Source organism: Mesorhizobium sp. B2-8-9 (assembly GCF_006439475.1).
Lineage (GTDB): Bacteria > Pseudomonadota > Alphaproteobacteria > Rhizobiales > Rhizobiaceae > Mesorhizobium.
In genome coordinates, this window is sequence record NZ_VFTQ01000017.1 from 21252 (window position 1) to 41825 (window position 20574).

Here is a 20574-nt window from a genome sequence, read left to right on the forward strand (position 1 = left end):
GACATGACGGCTGCGGTTGAAACGGCACAAACGACGACAATCCACGGCGACAGGGTCTCGCTGCTTCGGGTGCTCGGCCCGGCGCATGTGTGGGCGCTGGGCGTCGGCATCGTGCTGGTCGGCGAGTTCACCGGCTGGAATTTCTCCGCCGACAAGGGAGGCGCGCTCGCCGCGCTGATCGTCTGCTGGGTCGTCGGACTGCTCTACACCTCGGTCGCCATGATCGATTCGGAGGTGACGTCCACCGTCGCCGCCGCCGGCGGCCAATATGCGCAAGCCAAGCATATCGTCGGGCCGCTGATGGCCTTCAACGTCGCGCTGTTCCTGGTGTTCGCCTACACCATGCTGGAAGTGTCGGACGCGATCCTGCTCGGCGACACCATCGTCGCCAAGGCCGGCGTCGAGGGGCTGACGCACAACTCCTTCATCGCCGCCACCATCGTCGTGCTCGCCTGGCTCAACTATCGCGGCGTGCTGATGACGCTCAACGTCAACTTCGTCATCACCGCGATCGCCTATGTCTCGATCGTGATCCTGTTCTTCTCCGTCAGCCCTTGGACGCAAGGCGCGGTGCTGAAGCTCAACGAGCTGGTCACCCCCGGCAACGCCCTGCCCTATGGCTGGATCGGCGTCATTGCCGCCTTCCAATTCGGCATCTGGTATTATCTCGGCATAGAGGGCACGACGCAGGCAGCCGAGGAAGTGCGCTCGCCGGCGCGCTCGCTGCCTTACGGCACCATGGCCGGCATGATCACGCTTCTGATCGCCGCCGCGATGACCTGGTATGTCTGCGCCTCGCTGATGCCCTGGGAATATCTCGGCATCACCTATTATCCGCTGTGGGACGCCGGCAAGCTGACGGGCAGCCCGCTGCTGGAAAACCTGCTCTTCATCGCGACGCTGCTGGCAGCGCTCGCCTCGGCCAATGGCTGCATCAACGACGCGGCGCGCGCCTGGTTCTCGCTCGGCCGCGACCGCTACCTGCCGAGCTGGTTCTCGGCAGTGCATCCGAAATATCGCACGCCCTATCGCTCGATCCTCTTCCTGCTGCCGATCGCGCTGGCCTTCGCCTTCATCGCTGATCTCAACCAGGCGATCACCTTCTCGATCCTGTCGGGCGTGCTGCAATACACCTTCATGAGCATCAACATCATGATGTTCCGCAAGAAGTGGCCGCTGGGTTCGATCCGCCGCGGCTACACGCACCCCTTCCACCCACTGCCGGCGATCGTGCTCTTCTGCCTGTGCATGGTGACTTTCTTCGCCATCTTCCTCGGCTTCGGCTCTCAGTTGATCGCGATGACCGTCTTCTATTTCCTGATCTCGCTGTGGTTCCACTTCTACCGCTACAAGTTCGTGCGGCGCGGCGACCAGTTCTCCATGCCGTGGCCGAAGCCGCAGGGTTATTGAGTGGAGTAAGGGCCCGCCTTTCGATGGCGGGCCGTGGCGTATCGAAATGTCCGAGCTGACGTCAGTATTGCTTACCGGGGCGATCGCATTGGGGGTCGCCGGCCATATTGTCTGGCTGGTGCTGGCCAGCCGCAACAGGGCGAAGGCGGCCTTGGCCGCCGATATGGCGAGCATCCGCAACATCGTTGCGGATGCCGCCGACATTTCCGACGGCACGGCCGGCGTCGTCACCTGGGCGGGTTCCTGGAACGGCCAGCGCGTTCAGCTGCGCACCGTCGTCGACACGCTGGCGACGCGAAAGCTGCCGACCCGCTGGCTCAGCGTTTCGATCACCGAGCCGGTCGCGGTGCCGGGTGTCTTCGACATGATGATGCGGCCGAATTCGGCGACGACATTCTCCAATTTCGACCATCTGCCGCACACGCTGCCGAAGGTGCTCGGCCTTCCCGTCGACGCGGTGCTCAGGACGGACCGCAGAGGCGTCGCCTTCCCGCAGGATCTGATCGCCGCGCATACAGACATCTTTGCCGAAAGCCGCGCCAAGGAATTGCTGATAACGCCGAAGGGCGTGCGCATCGTGTGGCTGCTGGCCGAGGCCGAGCGCGCTCGCTACGGTGTGTTCCGGCAGGCGGCGTTCGGCGATGCCGGGATCGATCCGGCCTTGATCGAACGGCTGCTCGAGGCAGCCTCGACGCTTCGCCAAGCCATCAACCGGCGCGAAAGGCGGGCCGCATGAGCGACGAAGCCGCCACTCCTGCTCCCGCGAATCCCTATCTCGTGCTCGGCGCCGCGATCGTCTTGCCGGCAAGCGGCCATGTCATACTCGGCGTGCCGGCGCGCGGGCTGCAATTCCTGTTCTTTATGGTGATCCTTGGCTGGATAACCACCAAGCTGGCGCCGGTCGACGCCGGCTTCATCGGCCGCCATGCCGGGGGTTTCCTGATCTATGCCCTCTCGATCCTCGACGCCTATAGGATCGCGCGCATCCGCCATGCGATCTGGGTTCACAATGCGCGCCCGGGCGGCGAGAGTGCCGAGGGCAATGCGCCATCTAATATGTAATCACAGGAAAATTTTTTTCATACCAATTGAATTCGGCTTACTCATTGGGTACATCATCTGAGAGCCAAAAAACGTTGGAGGCTGGCATGTGCGGAATCGTCGGACTTTTCTTGAAGGACAAGGCGCTGGAGCCGAAGCTCGGCGCCATGCTGTCGGAGATGCTGGTGTCGCTTAGCGACCGCGGCCCGGACAGTGCCGGCATCGCCATCTATGGCGCAGCCACCGGCAATGAAGCCAAGATCACCGTGCAGTCGCCGAAGCCCGATCGCGATTTTCGCGGCCTCGACGCCGAGCTCGCCAAGGCGATCAGCGCGCCGGTCAGCGTCGCGGTCAAGTCCACGCATGCGGTGATCCGGACCACGCCGGACAAGGTCGACGCCGCGCGCGAGGCGCTGCAGACGCTCCGGCCCGACATCCGCATCATGGGCGCCGGCGAAGCAGTCGAGATCTACAAGGAAGTCGGCCTGCCCGAAGCGGTCGTCGACCGTTTCGACGTGCGCGCGATGACCGGCACGCATGGCATCGGCCACACCCGCATGGCGACGGAATCGGCGGTGACGACGATGGGCGCGCATCCTTTCTCGACCGGCGCCGACCAGTGCCTGGTGCACAACGGCTCGCTCTCCAATCACAACAATGTACGCCGCGAGCTGATCCGCGACGGCATGACCTTCGAGACCGAGAACGACACTGAGGTGGCGGCTGCCTATCTCTCCAACCGGATGGCGCATGGCAAGAATCTCGGTGAGGCGCTGGAAGGCACGCTCTCCGACCTCGACGGCTTCTTCACCTTCGTCGTCGGCACCAAGAATGGCTTCGGTGTGGTGCGCGATCCGATCGCCTGCAAGCCGGCCGTGATGGCCGAGACCGACCAGTATGTCGCCTTCGGCTCCGAATATCGCGCGCTGACCAAGCTGCCCGGCATCGACAGTGCGCGGGTCTGGGAGCCCGAGCCCGCAACCGTTTATTTCTGGGAGCATTGAGCTGATGCCGGCAACCCCAATGTCGAAAGCCGAGCGCGAGCCAGGCCATGCCCACAGTCAGGCATCACGCGTCTTTGACCTGTCCGTGCATTCGCTGCGCGAGTTGAACCAGGCGCTGCACCAGCTCACGCCCGGCTCGAACGAGACCGCCTGGGAAGTGCTCAACCCCAAGGGCAGCCATTCGGTGGCGGTCGGCGTCGATCAGCCCGTCAGCATCGATGTGCGCGGCAGCGTCGGCTATTACTGCGCCGGCATGAATGATGGGGCCGCGATCACCGTGCATGGCTCGGCCGGCCCCGGCGTCGGCGAGAACATGATGTCCGGCTCGATCGTCATCAAGGGCGATGCCAGCCAGTATGCCGGCGCCACCGGCCGCGGCGGCTTGCTGGTCATCGAAGGCAATGCCTCGTCGCGCTGCGGCATTTCGATGAAAGGCATCGACATCGTCGTGCACGGCAATATCGGCCACATGTCGGCCTTCATGGCGCAGTCCGGCAACCTCGTGGTGCTGGGCGATGCCGGCGACGCGCTGGGCGATTCCATCTACGAGGCGCGGCTCTTCGTGCGCGGCAAGGTCGAGAGCCTCGGCGCCGACTGTATCGCCAAGGAAATGCGGCCCGAGCATATCGAATTGCTGCAGGCCCTGCTCGACAAGGCCGGCGTGACCGGCGTCAAGGCCTCGGAGTTCAAGCGCTACGGCTCGGCCCGCAAACTCTACAATTTCAACATCGATAACGCCGACGCGTATTGAGGCAAGATGACCTACCGCAACCCGCCGACGACGCCGCGCAAATCCGCGACCTTCGACGATTACACGCTTTCCGAAATCCGCCGCGCGGCCGCGACCGGCATCTATGACATCCGCGGCGCCGGCGCCAAGCGCAAGCTGCCGCATTTCGACGACCTGCTGTTCCTCGGCGCCTCGATCTCGCGCTATCCGCTCGAAGGCTATCGCGAGCGCTGCGACACCTCGGTGGTGCTCGGCTCGCGCCACGCCAGGAAGCCGATCGAGCTGAAGATCCCAATCACCATCGCCGGCATGAGTTTTGGATCGCTCTCCGGCCCGGCCAAAGAGGCGCTCGGACGCGGGGCCACGCTCTCCGGCACCTCGACCACCACCGGTGACGGCGGCATGACCGAGGAAGAACGCGGTCATTCCAAGACGCTGGTCTATCAGTACCTGCCCTCGCGCTACGGCATGAATCCGCGCGACCTGCGCCGCGCCGACGCCATCGAAGTGGTCGTCGGACAGGGCGCCAAGCCGGGCGGCGGCGGCATGCTGCTCGGCCAGAAGATTTCCGACCGCGTCGCCGAGATGCGCACGCTGCCCAAGGGCATCGACCAGCGCTCGGCTTCGCGCCATCCCGACTGGACCGGACCGGACGATCTCGAGATCAAGATCCTCGAGCTGCGCGAGATCACCGACTGGGAAAAGCCGATCTACGTCAAGGTCGGCGGGGCGCGGCCCTACTACGACACCGCGCTCGCGGTGAAGGCCGGCGCCGATGTCGTGGTGGTCGACGGCATGCAGGGCGGCACGGCTGCCACCCAGGAAGTGTTCATCGAGAATGTCGGCCAGCCGACGCTTGCCTGCATCCGGCCGGCGGTACAGGCGCTGCAAGACCTCGGCATGCATCGCAAGGTGCAGCTCATCGTCTCGGGCGGCATCCGCAACGGCGCCGATGTCGCCAAGGCGCTGGCGCTGGGCGTCGACGCGGTGTCGATCGGCACGGCGGCACTGGTCGCGCTTGGCGACAACGATCCCCGCTGGGAGGCGGACTACAACGCGCTCGGCACCACGGCCGGCGCCTATGACGACTGGCATGAGGGGCGCGACCCGGCGGGCATCACCACGCAGGATCCCGAATTGATGAAGCGGGTCGACCCGATCGCGGCCGGACGGCGGCTGGCGAACTACCTCAAGGTGATGACGCTGGAAGCCCAGACCATCGCACGCGCCTGCGGCAAGAACAGCCTGCACAATCTCGAGCCCGAGGATCTCGTCGCGCTCTCGATCGAAGCCGCCGCCATGGCCGGCGTGCCTTTGGCCGGCACCAACTGGATACCCGGCAAGAACGGCTTCTAGGACAAACTTCCAAGACACGTAAGCGAGGAACTACATAATGGGGAACGATCTCGCCGCATTCGCCAAGGAGAACGGCGTCAAATATTTCATGATCTCCTACACCGACCTGTTCAGCGGGCAGCGCGCCAAGCTGGTGCCGGCGCAGGCGATCGCCGACATGCAGAAGGACGGTGCAGGATTTGCCGGCTTCGCCACATGGCTCGACCTGACGCCGGCGCATCCCGACATGCTGGCGGTGCCGGATCCGGCTTCGGTCATCCAACTGCCGTGGAAGAAGGACGTCGCCTGGGTAGCCGCCAACTGCATCATGGACGACAAGGAGGTGAACCAGGCGCCGCGCAACACGCTGAAGCGGCTGATCGACGAAGCCGCCCGCGACGGCATGCATGTCAAGACCGGCGTCGAGGCCGAGTTCTTCCTGATCTCGCCTGATGGCAAGGCGATCTCCGACGAATACGATACAGCCTCGAAACCCTGCTACGACCAGCAGGCGGTGATGCGGCGCTACGACGTCATCGCCGAGATCTGCGACCACATGCTGGCGTTGGGCTGGGGCCCGTACCAGAACGACCACGAGGACGCCAACGGTCAGTTCGAGATGAACTGGACGTTCGATCACGCGCTGGCGACCGCCGACAAGCACTCCTTCTTCAAGTTCATGGTCAAGTCGATCGCCGAAAAGCATGGCCTGCGCGCGACGTTCATGCCCAAGCCCTTCCAGGGCCTGACCGGCAATGGCTGCCATGCGCATATCTCGGTGTGGGACGAGACGGGCAAGACCAATGTCTTTGCCGACAATTCGGAAGAGCTCGGCCTGTCCGCCAAGGGCAGGAACTTCCTCGGCGGCATCATGAAGCATGCCTCGGCGCTTGCCGCGATCACCAACCCGACGGTGAATTCCTACAAGCGCATCAACGCGCCGCGCACCATTTCGGGCGCGACCTGGGCGCCGAACACGGTGACCTGGACCGGCAACAACCGCACGCACATGGTGCGCGTGCCGGGACCCGGCCGCTTCGAATTGCGCCTGCCGGACGGCGCCGCCAATCCCTATCTGCTGCAAGCGGTCATCATCGCCGCCGGCCTGGACGGCATCCGCTCGAAGGCCGATCCCGGCAAGCGCTACGACATCGACATGTACCAGCTCGGCCACACGGTGACGGATGCGCCGAAACTGCCGCTCAACCTGCTCGACGCGCTCCGCGAGTTCGATAGGGACAAATCGCTCAAGGCGGCGCTGGGTGAGGAATTCTCGTCGGCATATCTAAAGCTGAAGCAGCAGGAATGGAATTCCTATGCTTCGCACTTCACGCAGTGGGAGCGCGACCACACGCTGGATATCTGACCGTCCTGTAGTGGAGCATGATGTCGTCCGAAAACCGCTTCACACTTTTCGGCATCATGCTCTAGCGGTGCGAGCGACCTCGGAATGAACTGATGAAATATTCGATCTTCTCGCTCGCCCGCGCCGCCCTTTCCGGCCACAAGAACTGGCAGCCGACCTGGCGCGATGCTGCGCCCAAGGACCGCTATGACGTGATCATCATCGGCGGCGGCGGCCACGGTCTCGCCACCGCCTGGTTCCTTGCCAGCGAGTTCGGTATCCGCAATGTCGCGGTGCTGGAAAAAGGGTGGATCGGCTCCGGCAATGCCGGCCGCAACACCACCATCATCCGCTCCAATTACGGCCTTCCCGGCAACACCGGCTTCTACGAATTGTCGATGAAGCTGTGGGAGCGGATGGAGCAGGACCTCAACTATAACGCGATGGTCAGCCAGCGCGGCGTGCTCAACCTCTATCACTCCGACGCGCAGCGCGATGCTTTCGCCCGGCGCGGCAACACCATGCGCATCAACGGCATCGATGCGGAACTGCTCGACCAGGCGGCGCTGCGCAAAATGCTGCCGTTCCTGAATTTCGACAATGCGCGTTTCCCCGTGCAAGGTGGACTGCTGCAACGCCGCGGTGGAACCGCACGGCACGACGCCGTGGTCTGGGGCTACGCGCATGCGGCGAGCGAACTCGGCGTCGACATCATCCAGAATTGCGAGGTTACCGGCTTCACGCGCGACGCCAACGGCAAGGTGACCGGCGTCGAGACATCGCGCGGCAAGATCGGCGCCGGCAAGGTCGGCATGGCAGTGGCCGGCTCCTCGTCACGGGTCGCGGCTATGGCAGGTCTTCGCCTGCCGATCGAAAGCCATGTGCTGCAGGCCTTCGTCTCCGAAGCGATCAAGCCGCTGATCCCCGGGGTCATGACCTTCGGCGCCGGACACTTCTATGTCAGCCAGTCGGACAAGGGTGGGCTGGTCTTCGGCGGCGATATCGACGGCTACAATTCCTATGCCCAGCGCGGCAATCTGCCGGTTGTGGAGGATGTCTGCGAGGGCGGTATGGCGCTGATCCCGATGATCGGCCGCGTGCGGCTTTTGCGCCAGTGGGGTGGCATCATGGACATGTCGATGGACGGCTCGCCGATCATCGACAAGAGCCCGGTCGACGGCCTCTACATCAATGCCGGCTGGTGCTATGGCGGCTTCAAGGCGACGCCCGGCTCCGGTTTCGTCTTCGCCCATCTCATCGCCCGCGATCAATCGCACAAGGAAGCCGCGCTTTTCCGCCTCGACCGCTTCCAGCGCGGCGCCATGATCGACGAGAAGGGCCAGGGCGCCCAACCGAACCTGCATTAGGGATAGAGCATGATGTTATCCAAAAACCGCTTCACACTTTTTGGCATTATGCATTGAAGACCCAGCCATGCGCATAGTCTGTCCCTTCTGCGGCGAACGCGAACTCGGCGAGTTCACATATCTCGGCGACGCCAAGCCACAACGGCCGGCGGCCGATGCCGGCGAGGACGCGGTCTACGATTACGTCTATCTGCGCGACAACCTCGCCGGCCCGATGAGCGAGCACTGGTACCATGGCGGCGGCTGCCGGGCCTGGCTGAAGGTCACGCGCAACACGCTGACGCATGAGATTTCGGCCGTCGAGCCGGCGGCGGGCGCAGGCGCCGCCAAGGTTGGTGCGTGATGCGCGGCGATCAGGCAAACCGGCTGAACAATGGCGGTCTCATCGACCGCTCGACCGCGCTCAACTTCCGCTTCGACGGCAAGACCCTCTTCGGCTTCAAGGGCGACACGCTGGCTTCCGCGCTGGTCGCCAATGGCGTCAAGCTCGTCGGCCGCTCGTTCAAATATCATCGCCCGCGCGGCATCCTGACGGCTGGCTCGGAAGAGCCGAACGCGCTGGTCGAATTGCGCAGCGGCGCAAGACGCGAGCCGAACACCAAGGCGACGACCGCCGAGCTCTATGAAGGGCTCGAAGCCGCCAGCCAAAACCGCTGGCCGTCGCTCAATTTCGACGTGATGTCGGTCAACCAGCTGTTCGCGCCGATCTTCGTCGCCGGTTTCTACTACAAGACCTTCATGTGGCCGGCCAAGTTCTGGGAAGCGATTTATGAGCCTGCGATCCGGCGCGCCGCGGGCCTTGGCCGCGCTGCCCAGGTTTCCGATCCCGACCATTATGACAAGGCCTGGGCGCATTGCGATGTGGTGATCGCGGGTTCCGGCCCGGCAGGTCTGGCGGCGGCTCTTGCCGCCGCGCGCTGCGGCGCGCGCGTCATCCTGTGCGAGGAGGATTTCGTCCTCGGCGGGCGCCTGCTCGCCGATGGCGGCATGATCGACGGATTGCCGGCCGCCGAATGGGTTGCGCGCGCGGTTGCCGAGCTTTCGGCGATGCCCGATGTGCGCATCATGACGCGCACGACTTTGTTCGGTGTCTATGACGGCGGCACCTATGGCGCGATCGAGCGTGTCAACGACCACCTGCCGGTGCCGCCGGAGCATCAGGTGCGCCAGCGGCTATGGCGGATCGTGGCCAAGCGCTGCGTCGTCGCGGCCGGCGCAATCGAACGCCCGATCGTCTTTGCCGGCAACGACACGCCGGGCGTGATGATGGCATCGGCCATGCGCAGCTACATCAACCGCTATGCGGCCACGCCGGCGAGACGCATCGCGCTGTTCACCAACAATGAGGATGGCTGGCGCACGGCCGAAACGGCGATCGCGGCCGGACTGCAGGTTGCGGCGGTGATCGATGCGCGGCCGGACGTTTCGCCGGCCCACCGCTCGCTTGCAAGCAAAGGCGGCTTTCCGGTGCTGCACGGCGCTGTCGCCGGCATCGACGGCGGCAAGGGCGGCGTGCGCAAGATTTCCGTCTCGCTGACCGGTGGCGCCCGCGCCGAGGTCGAGGTCGACGGGCTTGCCGTCTCGGGCGGCTGGAACCCGGCGGTCGGCCTCACCTCCTACCATCGCGGTCGGCCGAAATGGCGCGACGACATTGCCGCCTTCGTGCCGGATGGCGTGCCGCCCGGCATGGTGGCGGCGGGCGCAGCCAACGGCGCGTTCGGACTTGGCGCCTGCCTGCGCGAAGGGTTTGACGCAGGTGCTGCCGCAGCACGCGACGCCGGCCGCAGCGGCAATATCGGATCGATGCCGGTCGCCGACGACGAGGCCTTTTCGCTGACGCCGCTCTGGCACGTCGCCGGCAAGGGCAAGGCCTTCGTCGACCAGCAGCATGATGTCACCGCTTCCGACGTCGAGCTGGCGCAGCGCGAGGGTTTTCAATCGGTCGAGCATCTGAAGCGCTATACGACGCTCGGCATGGCGACCGACCAGGGCAAGACCTCGAATGTCGCCGGGCTCGCCATCATGGCCGCGGTCAGCGGCAAGTCGATCCCGGAGACGGGCACGACGATCTACCGCCCGCCTTACGTGCCGGTCGCCATCGGCGCCTTCGCCGGCCATCACCGCGACGAGAATTTCCATGCGACGCGGCTGACGCCCTCGCATCACTGGGCGGCCGAACAGGGCGCCATCTTTGTCGACACCGGCCTATGGAAGCGCGCGCAGTGGTATCCGCGCGCCGGCGAGAAGGACTGGCTGGAATCGGTCACCCGCGAGGTCAAGGCGGTGCGCAGCGGCGTCGGCTTCTGCGATGTCTCGACGCTCGGCAAGATCGACGTGCACGGCCCCGACGCAGGCGCCTTCCTCGACCGCGTCTACATCAACGCCTTCTCCAGCCTCGCCGTCGGCAAGGCTCGCTATGGGCTGATGCTGCGCGAGGACGGCATCGTCTATGACGACGGCACGACCTCGCGGCTGGCCGAGGATCATTACTTCCTCACCACCACGACGGCCAAGGCCGGGCTGGTGATGCAGCACCTGGAATTCTGCCGCCAGGTGCTGTTCCCCGAGCTCGACGTGCAGCTGACCTCGGTCTCCGACCAATGGGCGCAGTTCTCGATCGCCGGACCGAAGACCCGCGATCTCTTGAAAGAGATCGTCGATCCGGCCGAGGACCTGTCGAACGAAGGTTTCCCGTTCATGGGCGCGCGCGAGGTCAAGCTGCGCGGCGGCCTGAAGGCAAGGCTGTTCCGCATCTCCTTCTCCGGCGAGATGGCGTTCGAGATTTCGGTGCCGGCGCGCTATGGCGAGGCGATGGCGCGCAATCTGATGATTGCCGGCAAGCCATTTGGCGTAACGCCCTACGGCACGGAGGCGCTCGGCGTGATGCGCATCGAAAAAGGCCATGTCGCCGGGCCGGAACTCAACGGCACCACCACGGCGGGCGATCTCGGCCTCGGCAAGATGATGTCGACCAAAAAGGATTTCATCGGCCGCGTCATGGCCGGCCGCGAGGCGCTCGTCGCGCCGAACCGGCAGGTGGTCGTCGGCATCAAGCCGACCGACAAGGCGCGCCGCCTGCGCTCCGGCGCGCACATCATTCCAAAGGGCGAGACCCCCTGCCCCGGCAACGACCAGGGCTATGTCAGCTCGGTCTGTTTCTCGCCGGTGCTCGACCAGTGGATCGGTCTCGGCCTCGTCGAGCGCGGCCGCGAGCGCATCGGCGAGATCGTGCGCGCGCATGATCCGCTGCGCGGCGAGGACTACGATGTCGAGCTCTGCAATTCCGTCTTCTACGATCCGGATGGAGGGCGCCAGCGTGGCTGAGTTTTCCTGGGACGTCCGCAGCTCGCTGGACCGCGCGCTGATTGCCGGCTTCTACGGCGCGCAAGGCGACGCCGGCGTGTCGCTGACGGAGATCCGCAATTTCGATCTCGTCCAGGTAATGGCGCGGCGCGGCAAGGCCGGCGAGATGGCGAAGGCCGCGCAGGCGCGCTTCGGCATGGCGGCGCCGGAAACGCCAAAGGCAGTCGATACTGCCGACGCGACGCTGATCTGGTCGGGACCGGATCAGTTTCTCGTGCTGTCCAAGGGTGGCAGGCATTCGATTGAGGCGCTCGGCCCTGTCTTTGCCGGCTCGGCATCGCTTTCCGACCAGTCGCATGCGCGGGCGCTGATCAGCGTGTCCGGCGACAAGGCGCGCGCGATGCTCGCCAAGCTGTCGTCGATCGATTTGCATCCCGATGTGTTCGGTGTGGGCGCGGCGGCTGCCACGTCGATGGATCATACGAGCGTCACGCTGTGGCGCGGCCAGGACCGCAATGGTCAGGCGGTGTTCAACCTGCTGGTGTTCGCGACCTTCGCCGAGAGCCTATGGCAGACGATCCTGGACTCGGCGGCGGAGTATGGCGTGACGATCGGCCATTCCGAGGAGTTGGCGTAGCGCAGCCACCCCTTCTCCCCTTGTGGGAGAAGGTGTCGCCGAAGGCGACGGATGAGGGGTGCTCCAGGGAAAGCCAGCGTCTCACTCCGCTGGAACACCCCTCATCCGTCTCGGCGCTATCGCGCCGATCCACCTTCTCCCACAAGGGGAGAAGGGAAGTCCCGCCTTGCCAAACGCATTCCCCCTGCTATTCTTGCTGCTAAAATAATTTCACACACAGGCAAACTTGTTTCTCGCTCGGAGGAGGGTTTGAGATGAGTCAGTCGCCCTACCCCGCCGTCCTGTCCGGGCCGCCCAAGCCGAGCCTGATCCTTAGGCCCGGCCAGATCAGCCTGCCGCCGGGGATGGAGCGCTATACCGTCCAGGGCAATGGCGCGGCGCTGATCGACGTCGAGGCCGGCGACAGCGTCAGCGTGAGCAATGTCGAAGGCGGCCAGCCTTGCGAGCTGCTGGCCTGGGACAAATCAGGCGCGACGGATCCCGGCATTTTCGGCGAACGGTCGAACAGCAACGCCGCGGGCATCAAGGCGCTGCTTGCTGAGGGCGACGACAGCCTCTCGGCGCTGCGTCTCAGCCTTGAGCGCCGCAACGTGCAACTCGACCAGCCGAAGGCCGTGCGCGTTTTCGGCGGCGCCACGCCGGCCGGCACCGAGCAGAGCTTTGCCATCCAGCGCGACGGCGCGCTGCTGATCGCAGCTCCCGGCGGGCCGATGCTGGTCGACGGTCACAACACGGCGACGCCGCTCACCGTGATCGTGCGACGAGCGACGATCCGGCTGAAGACTAGAGGCCAGCTTGCCGATCCGCTCGCCGATCCGGTGCTCGATCTCAGGGTGCATTCGGCGACCGCCGAATCCTATTTCGTCAAGGCCGGCGACTATCTGCAGATCATCGATGTCGACGGCCGGCAGTGCACCGACTTCCAGTGCTTTTCGGCGCGCAAGCTGGACAAGGGCCGCGACCTGCCGCTCGACGTGACGACGACCCGCACGCTCATGGGTTCGGCCTATCCGATGCCCGGCTTGCATTCGAAATATTACGACCAGGACATGGAGCCGCTGGTCGAGGTGGTGCAGGACACGTGTGGCCGGCACGACGCCTTCGCGCTCGCCTGCGCCGCCAAATATTACGACGACATCGGCTATCCCGGACACACCAACTGCTCGGAGAATTTCAACAAGGAGCTGTCGGACAAGGGCGTGACGCCCCGCGCCGGCTGGATGGCGATCAATTTCTTCTTCAACACGGCGATCGACGCGCATGGCGTGATGGTGTCGGACGAGCCGTGGTCGCGACCTGGCGACTATGTGCTCTTGCGCGCCCTGACCGACATCGTCTGCGTCTCCTCGGCCTGCCCGGACGACACCACGCCCGCCAATGGCTGGGATCTCACCGACATCCATGTGCGCGCCTATTCCGGCCAGCACAAATTCTCGCGAGCGATCGCCAGACGCATGAAGCCCGATTCGGAACCGAAAATGACCCGCGAGACAGCCTTTCATTCGAGCTTTGCCAAGCACACGCGCGACTTCGTCGAATATCGCGGCTATTGGCTCGCCAATTCCTTCGCCAAGGAAGGCCCCATCGCCGAATACTGGGCCTGCCGGCAGGCCGCGGTGATCATGGACCTGTCGCCGCTGCGCAAATTCGAGGTCACCGGTCCGGATGCCGAAGCGCTGCTGCAATACACGCTGACCCGCGACGTCAAGAAGCTCGGCGTCGGCCAGGTGGTCTATACCGCGATGTGCTACGAGCATGGCGGCATGATCGACGACGGGACGTTGCTCAGGCTCGGCAAGGATAATTTCCGCTGGGTCGGTGGCGACGATCTTTCCGGCGAATGGCTGCGCGAGACGGCGAAAAAACTCGGCCTCAACGTGCTGGTGCGCTCCTCCACCGACCAGATGCACAACATCGCCGTCCAGGGGCCGAAGAGCCGCGACATATTGAAGGAAGTGGTCTGGACCTCGCCCGTGCAGCCATCGATCGGCGAGCTCGAATGGTTCCGCTTCGCCGTCGCGCGCATTGGCGGCGGCAATGGCGTGCCCGTCGTCGTCTCACGCACCGGCTACACCGGCGAACTCGGTTACGAAATCTGGTGCCATCCGCGCGACGCCGAAAAAGTGTTCGACGCCGTCTGGGAGGCCGGCCAGCCGCACGGGCTGAAGCCGATGGGCCTCCAGGCGCTCGATATGGTGCGCATCGAGGCGGGACTGATCTTCGCCGGTTACGAATTCTCCGACCAGACCGATCCGTTCGAAGCCGGCATTGGCTTCACCGTGCCACTCAAGACCAAGGCCGACGACTTCATCGGCCGCGATGCGCTGATCCGGCGCAAGGAGCATCCGCAGCACAAGCTCGTCGGCCTCGACATCGATGCCAATGTCGCCGTCGGCCACGGCGACTGCGTCCATGTCGGCCGCGCCCAGATCGGCGTCGTCACCTCCGGCATGCGCTCGCCGGTGCTCGGCAAGACCATCGCGCTGGCACGGCTCGACGTCACTCATGCCGAGATCGGCACGAAGGTCGAGATCGGCAAGCTCGACGGCCATGCCAAGCGGCTGCCGGCGCGGGTCGTGGGCTTCGCCCATTACGATCCGCAGAAGACCAGGCCGCGTTCCTGATAGCGGCACCCTATAGCGGCACCTTCCTTCTTCCGTTGTGGGAGTAGGTGGCCGAGCGAAGTTCGGTCGGATGAGGGGTGTTCCAGAAGACACCAGCCGCTCATTTCGCTGGAACACCCCTCATCCGTCTCGGCGCTACGCGCCGATCCACCTTCTCCCACAAAGGGGAGAAGGAAAGAGCATGTTTCGCAAGCGCGATGTGCATGACATCCACAAAACGCTTGACGCGAAAGCGCGTCGGATCAATCTTCACTCTTAAGAAAAAAATACGACTGAGTGGAAACACGACAGGCCGACGCCGATTTGCCGGGGAGCAAGCTTCGCAAGAGCCGAAGCATCGCTGGCGGGGAACAACAAAAAGGGGAAGACACAAGATATGAGCACGATAAGCACGGCCCTCGAGCAGCCTGTCGAAAGCAAGCTGCTCAGGCATATCGACTGGCGTGGCGCCTTCTGGGTGGCAAGCGGTGTTCCAGCGCTGGTCCTGTTCTCGATCGGCGGCATTGCCGGCACGACCGGAACACTGGCCTTCCTGATCTGGACGGTATCCATGATCATGGGTTTCCTGCAATCCTTCACCTATGCCGAGATCGCCGGCCTGTTCCCGAACAAATCCGGCGGTGCCTCGATCTACGGCGCCACGGCATGGCTGCGCTATTCCAAGTTCATCGCGCCGCTATCGGTGTGGTGCAACTGGTTCGCCTGGTCGCCGGTGCTGTCGCTCGGCTGCTCAATCGCCGCCGCCTACATCCTCAACGCGCTGGCGCCGATCCCGGCCTTCACCGAGACATCGCCGGAAGTCGTCGCCTACATCGCTGCGCATGCCGGAACGGCGCCCGCCGACGCCATCGCCGCGGTGGCGGCTGCCGCCACGCCCGCGATCCGCACCTGGTCGCTGTTCAGCCATACGCTGGGTCCAGTGTCCTTCACCTTCAACGCCACCTTCTTCATCGGCGCGGTGCTGATGCTGATCATCTTCGCGATCCAGCATCGCGGCATCCTCGGCACGGCCAATGTGCAGAAATATATCGGCCTGCTGGTCATCGTCCCGATGCTGATCGTCGGCGTCGTGCCGATCTTCACCGGCCAGATCGACTGGGCGAACTTCTCACCGCTGGTGCCGTTGGCGGCCGCCTACGCGCCCGATCCGGGTTCATGGAACATCGCCGGCTGGACGCTGGTGCTGGGCGGCATGTTCATCGCGGCATGGTCGACCTACGGCTTCGAGACGGCCGTCTGCTACACGTCGGAGTTCAAGAACCCCGGCACCGACACGTTCAAGGCGATCTTCTATTCCGGCCTGCTCTGCATGCTGCTGTTCATCCTGGTGCCCTTCACCTTCCAGGGCGTGCTCGGCCTGAACGGCATGCTGGCGACGCCGATCGTCGACGGCTCGGGCGTCGCCGACGCGCTGGCCGGCATGGTCGGCGGCGGTAAGATCATCCACAGCCTGCTGGTCATGCTGATGATCCTGGCCCTGGTGCTCTGCATCATGACGGCGATGGCCGGCTCCTCGCGCACGCTCTACCAGGGTTCGGTCGACGGCTGGCTGCCGCGCTATCTCAGCCACGTTAACGAGCATGGCGCGCCGACGCGGGCGATGTGGACCGACCTCTGCTTCAACCTGATCGTGCTGGCCATCGCCTCGGCCGACGCGACGAGCTTCTTCTTCATCCTCGCCGTGTCGAATTGCGGCTACATCATCTTCAACTTCCTCAACCTCAACGCGGGCTGGATCCATCGCATCGACAACGGCCACATCAACCGCCCCTGGAAGGCGCCGACCTGGCTGCTCGGCATCGGCGCGATCTTCGCCTATGTGAACGCCATCTTCATGGGCGCCGGCGCCAAGGTGTGGAACCCGATGGCGCTGTGGGCCGGCCTGATCACCGCTGCCTTGATCATCCCGGTGTTCTGCTTCCGCCACTATGTCCAGGACAAGGGCAAGTTCCCCGAACACATGCTGGCAGACCTCGGCATGGCGGGGGCCGACCTCTCGGTCAAGAAGGCGGGCATGCTGCCTTACCTGACGCTGATTGCCGGCGTGGTGGTGATGCTGATCGCCAATTGGGTGTTCGTCATCTGACGCGGCAGCCTTGAAAACAGACGGGCGCGCCTCGACGCGCCCTTCTTTTTTGCCGATCCCCCCGTCCCGGCATCAGCCGGCCTTTCGGACCGCCTCGCTTACAAAGAGCCGATTTTCTGGACGCTTCAGGCCGAGATTCTCGCGCAGCGTCGAACCTTTATGGCGTTGCTGAGAAAGAATTCTGTTTTGCGGAAGCCTTGCCACAGCGCATTTTTCCGCCCCGCGGACCTTGACGCGGGTCATCCGCCACCGGCTTTCGCCGATGGCGGATGATCCAAGGTTGCCACCTTTTATTCCGCAGCCAAGGCCAGCTGCGGTCTTTCGATGCCTTCGACGTTCTCCGGCTCTGGCGCCTGCTCGTCGGTCTTGGCCTTCTTCGGCGCGCGGCCGAAGAACAGGGCGTAGCCGGCCGGCAGCACCAGGATGGTGAGCACGGTGGCGACGAGGATGCCGCCCATCATGGCGTAGGCCAGCGGCCCCCAGAAAACGCCGCGCGAGATCGGGATCAGCGCCAGGACCGCGGTCAGCGCCGTCAGCATGATCGGCCGGAAGCGGCGCACGGCTGCACCCACGATCGCTTCCGATCGCTCCATGCCGGCGGCGATATCCTGGTCTATCTGATCGACCAGGATGATCGAGTTGCGCATGATGATGCCGAGCAGCGCGATGACGCCGAGGATGGCGACGAAGCCGAACGGCGCGCCGCTGATCAGCAGCGCCGCTGCGGCGCCGATGATGCCGAGCGGTCCCGTGGCCAGCACCAGCATCGACTTGCCGAAATGCTGCAGCTGGACCATAAGCAGCACGACGATGACGGCGAGCATGATCGGCGCCTTGGCGGCGATCGAGGCCTGGCTTTCGGCCGAGTCCTCGGCGCCGCCCTGGATCTCGACGTTGTAGCCGGGTGCAAGACCGGCGCGCAGGTCCTTCATGTCGTTGTACATCTTGGTGACGACGTCGTTGGACTGCGCGCCGTCCGGCAGCGTGGCGCGCACGCTGATCGTCGGCAGGCGGTCGCGCCGCCATTCGACGCCCTGCTCCATCACCGGCACGACCTTGGCCACTTGCGAGAGCGGCACCGATCCGCCGAAGTCGGTCGGGATATAGACCGAGTCGACCGAAGAGAGCAGGTGACGGGTCGCCTCCGGCTCGCGGGCGACGATCGAGACCGTCTCCTCGCCGTCGCGGAAGTCGTCTAGCGGCGCGCCGGACATGGTGGCCTGCAGCATCTGGCGGATGCGCTGCGAGGTAACCCCGAGGGCGCGGGCACGATCCTGGTCGATCACCAGCTTCATCGCCGGCACCGGTTCCAGCCAGTCGTCGTGGATGGCGCCGAGCAGCGGATTGGCCTGGAATCTCGCCTTCACCTCGTCGGCGATGCGGCGCACCTCCTTGCGGTCCGGGCCCATGACGCGCATCTGCACCGGCCAGCCGGTCGGCGGACCGAGGAAGAGGCGGTCGACCTTGCCGCGGATCGAGGGGAAGTCCTGCGCCAGGATCTTGCGCATCTTGACGATCAGCCGCTCGCGCGCCGGCTCGTCCTTGGCCATGACCAGCAGCTGGGCGAAGTTCGGGTTGCGCAGCTGCTGGTCGAGCGGCAGGAAGAAGCGCGGCGCGCCTTCGCCGATATAGGTGGCGATGAAGCGCTTGTCCGGATCGTCCGCCATCTTGCTTTCAAACGACTTGGCCTGGTTTTCGACATCCTTGATCGAGGTGCCTTCCGGCAGCCACAGGTCGACCAGGATTTCCGGGCGCGAGGATTGCGGAAAGAAGTTCTGCGGGATGAACTGGAAGGCCCACAGGCTGGTGGCAAAAGTAACCAGCGTCATCACCAAAACGATGATGCGGTGGCGCACGGCCCAGGTGACCGTCGCGCGCAGCCGGCGATAGAAGCCGGTATCGAAGACATCGTGATGAGTGCCGGCATGCTTGCGCTGCTTGAGGATCATGTAGCCGAGCCACGGCGTGAAATAGACCGCGACGAACCACGACACGACCAGCGCGATGCCGACGACATAGAACAGCGTGCGCACATATTCGCCGGCGGTGGAGGCGGCGAAGCCGACCGGGATGAAGCCAGCCGTGGTGATCAGCGTGCCGGTCAGCATCGGGAAAGCGGTCGAGGTGTAGGCGAAGCTCGCCGCCTCGATCTTGACCAGTCCCTCCTCCAGCTTTCGCTCCATCATCTCGACGACGATCATGGCGTCGTCGACCAAAAGGCCGAGCGCAATGATGAGCGCGCCGAGCGAGATGCGCTGCAGGTCGATGCCGATCTCGTACATGATGGCGAAGGTGGCGGCCAAGACGAGCGGGATGGCGATGGCGATCACCAGGCCCGAGCGCCAACCGATCGACAGCAGCGAGACTGCAAGCACGATGAGCAGCGCCTCGCCGAGCGCCTCCATGAACTCGCTCACGGCGTCCTTGACGACCTGGGGCTGGTCGGAGATCTGATCGACCGACACGCCATACGGCAGCCCTGCCTCGAAACGCTGATAGGTCGCCTCGACATCCTTGCCGACATCCCTGACGTTAAAACCCTTGGCCATGACGACGCCGAGCTGGACGCTCTGATGGCCGTTGAAGAGGTATTTGTTGTCGTAAGGATCCTGGAGGCCGGAAGAGACCGTGGCGATGTCGCCGAGGCGCGTCACCTGGTTGCCCGAGCGCAGCCTGAGCTCGCGGATATCCGCGGCCTTGGTGACATCGCCCTCGACCGAGATGCGCACCGAGCGCAATCCGGTGTCGACCGAGCCCGCCGGATCGACGGCGTTCTGCCCTTTCACGGCGTTTTGCAGGTCAAGGATGGTCAGGCCGCGCTCGGCCAACGCCTTGGACGAGACGTCGATATAGATCTTCTCCGGCTGGTCGCCGATGATGACGGCCTTTTCGACGCCCGGCGTCGTCAACAGCATGTCGCGCGCCTGGATGGCGAACTTCTTCAGCTCCGGATAGGTGAAGCCGTCGCCGCTGATCGAATGCAGCGTGATGAAGGTGTCGCCGAACTCGTCGTTGAAATAGGGGCCGAGCAGCCCCTGGGGCAATTCATTGGAGATGTCGCCGACCTTCTTGCGCACCTGGTAGAAGGCGTCCTTCACTTCCTCGGTGTTGGTGTCGCCCTTGACCTGCAAGGTGATGATGGCGCTGCCGGCGCGGGTGTAGGAACGGACGAAATCGAGATGCGGCGTTTCCTGCAACTTGCGCTCGATCTTGTTGACGACCTGATCCTCCATGTCCTGGATCGAGGCGCCGGGCCAGATCGCCTGCACCACCATGACGCGGAAGGTGAAGTCGGGGTCTTCCTTCTGGCCCATGCGCATCAGGCCGAGCGCGCCGGCAAGGATGATCAGCCCGAACAGGAAGCGCGCGATGCTTGGATGTCCGATCGCCCAACGCGAAAGATTGAAGGGCCGTTTTTCAGTGCTGCTATCGCTGGTGGTCATGGCACACGTCCAGTCCAATTGATCGGCAAGGCACGCTCGCTTGGCATGCCGCTTCCAGTTCGGTGGGCTTCCGGGCGGCGAGACCCCTCAAGCGGAGAGAGCTCGCAAATCGCGCTCGACGCGGCACTGCTGCGGGGGAGCCAACATGCCGGCATCTCACGATCGGGGCGTTCGCCGCCCGGAACCCATGCTTTCCCCGGCCCGCGGCAAGCAGCGAGAGCGGGAAAGGCGTTCGTTACGCCTGACTTC

At 64.5% G+C, this 20574-nt stretch carries 15 protein-coding genes; 13 read left to right on the top strand and 2 right to left on the bottom strand.

Annotated elements, in window-relative coordinates; genetic code table 11:
• Positions 1-3: 3 nt before the first annotated feature.
• From FJ423_RS20070 to FJ423_RS20130, 13 genes are all read left to right on the top strand, one after another.
• A complete protein-coding gene (locus FJ423_RS20070) occupies positions 4-1410 on the top strand; it encodes an APC family permease (RefSeq protein WP_095768771.1) in 1407 nt (468 codons plus the stop codon).
• Between the two features lie 46 nt (positions 1411-1456).
• Complete coding sequence (locus tag FJ423_RS20075) at positions 1457-2146, top strand: hypothetical protein (RefSeq protein WP_181174852.1); 690 nt, start codon at positions 1457-1459, stop codon at positions 2144-2146.
• Entirely contained in the window at positions 2143-2472 is a 330-nt protein-coding gene (locus FJ423_RS20080) for a hypothetical protein (protein WP_140844225.1), read from the top strand. The genes FJ423_RS20075 and FJ423_RS20080 overlap by 4 nt, the downstream gene beginning before the upstream one ends.
• 86 nt (positions 2473-2558) lie before the next feature.
• A complete protein-coding gene (locus FJ423_RS20085; protein WP_140844226.1) occupies positions 2559-3455 on the top strand; it encodes a glutamine amidotransferase family protein in 897 nt (298 codons plus the stop codon).
• A 4-nt stretch (positions 3456-3459) separates the two neighbouring features.
• Positions 3460-4206 carry a GXGXG domain-containing protein gene (locus FJ423_RS20090; RefSeq protein WP_140844227.1) on the top strand — a complete coding sequence of 249 codons (747 nt, stop codon included), beginning with the start codon at positions 3460-3462 and terminating at the stop codon, positions 4204-4206.
• Between the two features lie 6 nt (positions 4207-4212).
• The gene (locus tag FJ423_RS20095; RefSeq protein WP_140844228.1) at positions 4213-5541 is read left to right on the top strand and encodes an FMN-binding glutamate synthase family protein; all 1329 of its coding nucleotides are present in this window, start codon (positions 4213-4215) and stop codon (positions 5539-5541) included.
• A gap of 37 nt (positions 5542-5578) precedes the next feature.
• Positions 5579-6886: a type III glutamate--ammonia ligase gene (gene glnT, locus FJ423_RS20100; RefSeq protein WP_140844229.1), complete on the top strand. Its 1308-nt coding sequence runs from the start codon at positions 5579-5581 to the stop codon at positions 6884-6886.
• Between the two features lie 92 nt (positions 6887-6978).
• On the top strand, positions 6979-8232 hold the full coding sequence (locus tag FJ423_RS20105) for a sarcosine oxidase subunit beta family protein (RefSeq protein WP_095768777.1): 1254 nt from the start codon (positions 6979-6981) through the stop codon (positions 8230-8232).
• A gap of 67 nt (positions 8233-8299) precedes the next feature.
• Entirely contained in the window at positions 8300-8575 is a 276-nt protein-coding gene (locus FJ423_RS20110) for a sarcosine oxidase subunit delta (RefSeq protein WP_140844231.1), read from the top strand.
• Positions 8575-11556 carry a sarcosine oxidase subunit alpha gene (locus FJ423_RS20115; RefSeq protein ID WP_140844233.1) on the top strand — a complete coding sequence of 994 codons (2982 nt, stop codon included), beginning with the start codon at positions 8575-8577 and terminating at the stop codon, positions 11554-11556. Before FJ423_RS20110 ends, FJ423_RS20115 begins: the two co-directional genes overlap by 1 nt.
• Complete coding sequence (locus FJ423_RS20120) at positions 11549-12172, top strand: sarcosine oxidase subunit gamma family protein (RefSeq protein ID WP_140844235.1); 624 nt, start codon at positions 11549-11551, stop codon at positions 12170-12172. Before FJ423_RS20115 ends, FJ423_RS20120 begins: the two co-directional genes overlap by 8 nt.
• A 254-nt stretch (positions 12173-12426) precedes the next feature.
• Positions 12427-14796, top strand: a complete 2370-nt coding sequence (locus FJ423_RS20125) for an aminomethyltransferase family protein (protein WP_140844237.1) — start codon at positions 12427-12429, stop codon at positions 14794-14796.
• A 376-nt stretch (positions 14797-15172) separates the two neighbouring features.
• On the top strand, positions 15173-16882 hold the full coding sequence (locus tag FJ423_RS20130; RefSeq protein WP_140844239.1) for an APC family permease: 1710 nt from the start codon (positions 15173-15175) through the stop codon (positions 16880-16882).
• A gap of 72 nt (positions 16883-16954) precedes the next feature.
• Here the strand turns inward: FJ423_RS20130 and FJ423_RS33610 are convergent, their stop codons facing one another.
• Both FJ423_RS33610 and FJ423_RS20135 read right to left on the bottom strand, forming a co-directional pair.
• Complete coding sequence (locus tag FJ423_RS33610; RefSeq protein ID WP_181174853.1) at positions 16955-17125, bottom strand: hypothetical protein; 171 nt, start codon at positions 17123-17125, stop codon at positions 16955-16957.
• Between the two features lie 47 nt (positions 17126-17172).
• Positions 17173-20325 carry an efflux RND transporter permease subunit gene (locus FJ423_RS20135; RefSeq protein ID WP_140844241.1) on the bottom strand — a complete coding sequence of 1051 codons (3153 nt, stop codon included), beginning with the start codon at positions 20323-20325 and terminating at the stop codon, positions 17173-17175.
• Positions 20326-20574 lie beyond the last annotated feature (249 nt).

Bases quoted from the DNA above. Each gene is read 5' to 3' on its own strand.
- FJ423_RS20085 (WP_140844226.1), top strand. From the start codon at position 2,559: ATGTGCGGAATCGTCGGACTTTTCTTGAAGGACAAGGCGCTGGAGCCG.
- FJ423_RS20135 (WP_140844241.1), bottom strand. From the start codon at position 20,325: ATGACCACCAGCGATAGCAGCACTGAAAAACGGCCCTTCAATCTTTCG.
- glnT (WP_140844229.1), top strand. From the start codon at position 5,579: ATGGGGAACGATCTCGCCGCATTCGCCAAGGAGAACGGCGTCAAATAT.
- FJ423_RS33610 (WP_181174853.1), bottom strand. From the start codon at position 17,125: ATGACCCGCGTCAAGGTCCGCGGGGCGGAAAAATGCGCTGTGGCAAGG.
- FJ423_RS20125 (WP_140844237.1), top strand. From the start codon at position 12,427: ATGAGTCAGTCGCCCTACCCCGCCGTCCTGTCCGGGCCGCCCAAGCCG.
- FJ423_RS20095 (WP_140844228.1), top strand. From the start codon at position 4,213: ATGACCTACCGCAACCCGCCGACGACGCCGCGCAAATCCGCGACCTTC.
- FJ423_RS20090 (WP_140844227.1), top strand. From the start codon at position 3,460: ATGCCGGCAACCCCAATGTCGAAAGCCGAGCGCGAGCCAGGCCATGCC.
- FJ423_RS20075 (WP_181174852.1), top strand. From the start codon at position 1,457: ATGTCCGAGCTGACGTCAGTATTGCTTACCGGGGCGATCGCATTGGGG.
- FJ423_RS20130 (WP_140844239.1), top strand. From the start codon at position 15,173: ATGAGCACGATAAGCACGGCCCTCGAGCAGCCTGTCGAAAGCAAGCTG.
- FJ423_RS20080 (WP_140844225.1), top strand. From the start codon at position 2,143: ATGAGCGACGAAGCCGCCACTCCTGCTCCCGCGAATCCCTATCTCGTG.
- FJ423_RS20115 (WP_140844233.1), top strand. From the start codon at position 8,575: ATGCGCGGCGATCAGGCAAACCGGCTGAACAATGGCGGTCTCATCGAC.
- FJ423_RS20110 (WP_140844231.1), top strand. From the start codon at position 8,300: ATGCGCATAGTCTGTCCCTTCTGCGGCGAACGCGAACTCGGCGAGTTC.
- FJ423_RS20105 (WP_095768777.1), top strand. From the start codon at position 6,979: ATGAAATATTCGATCTTCTCGCTCGCCCGCGCCGCCCTTTCCGGCCAC.
- FJ423_RS20070 (WP_095768771.1), top strand. From the start codon at position 4: ATGACGGCTGCGGTTGAAACGGCACAAACGACGACAATCCACGGCGAC.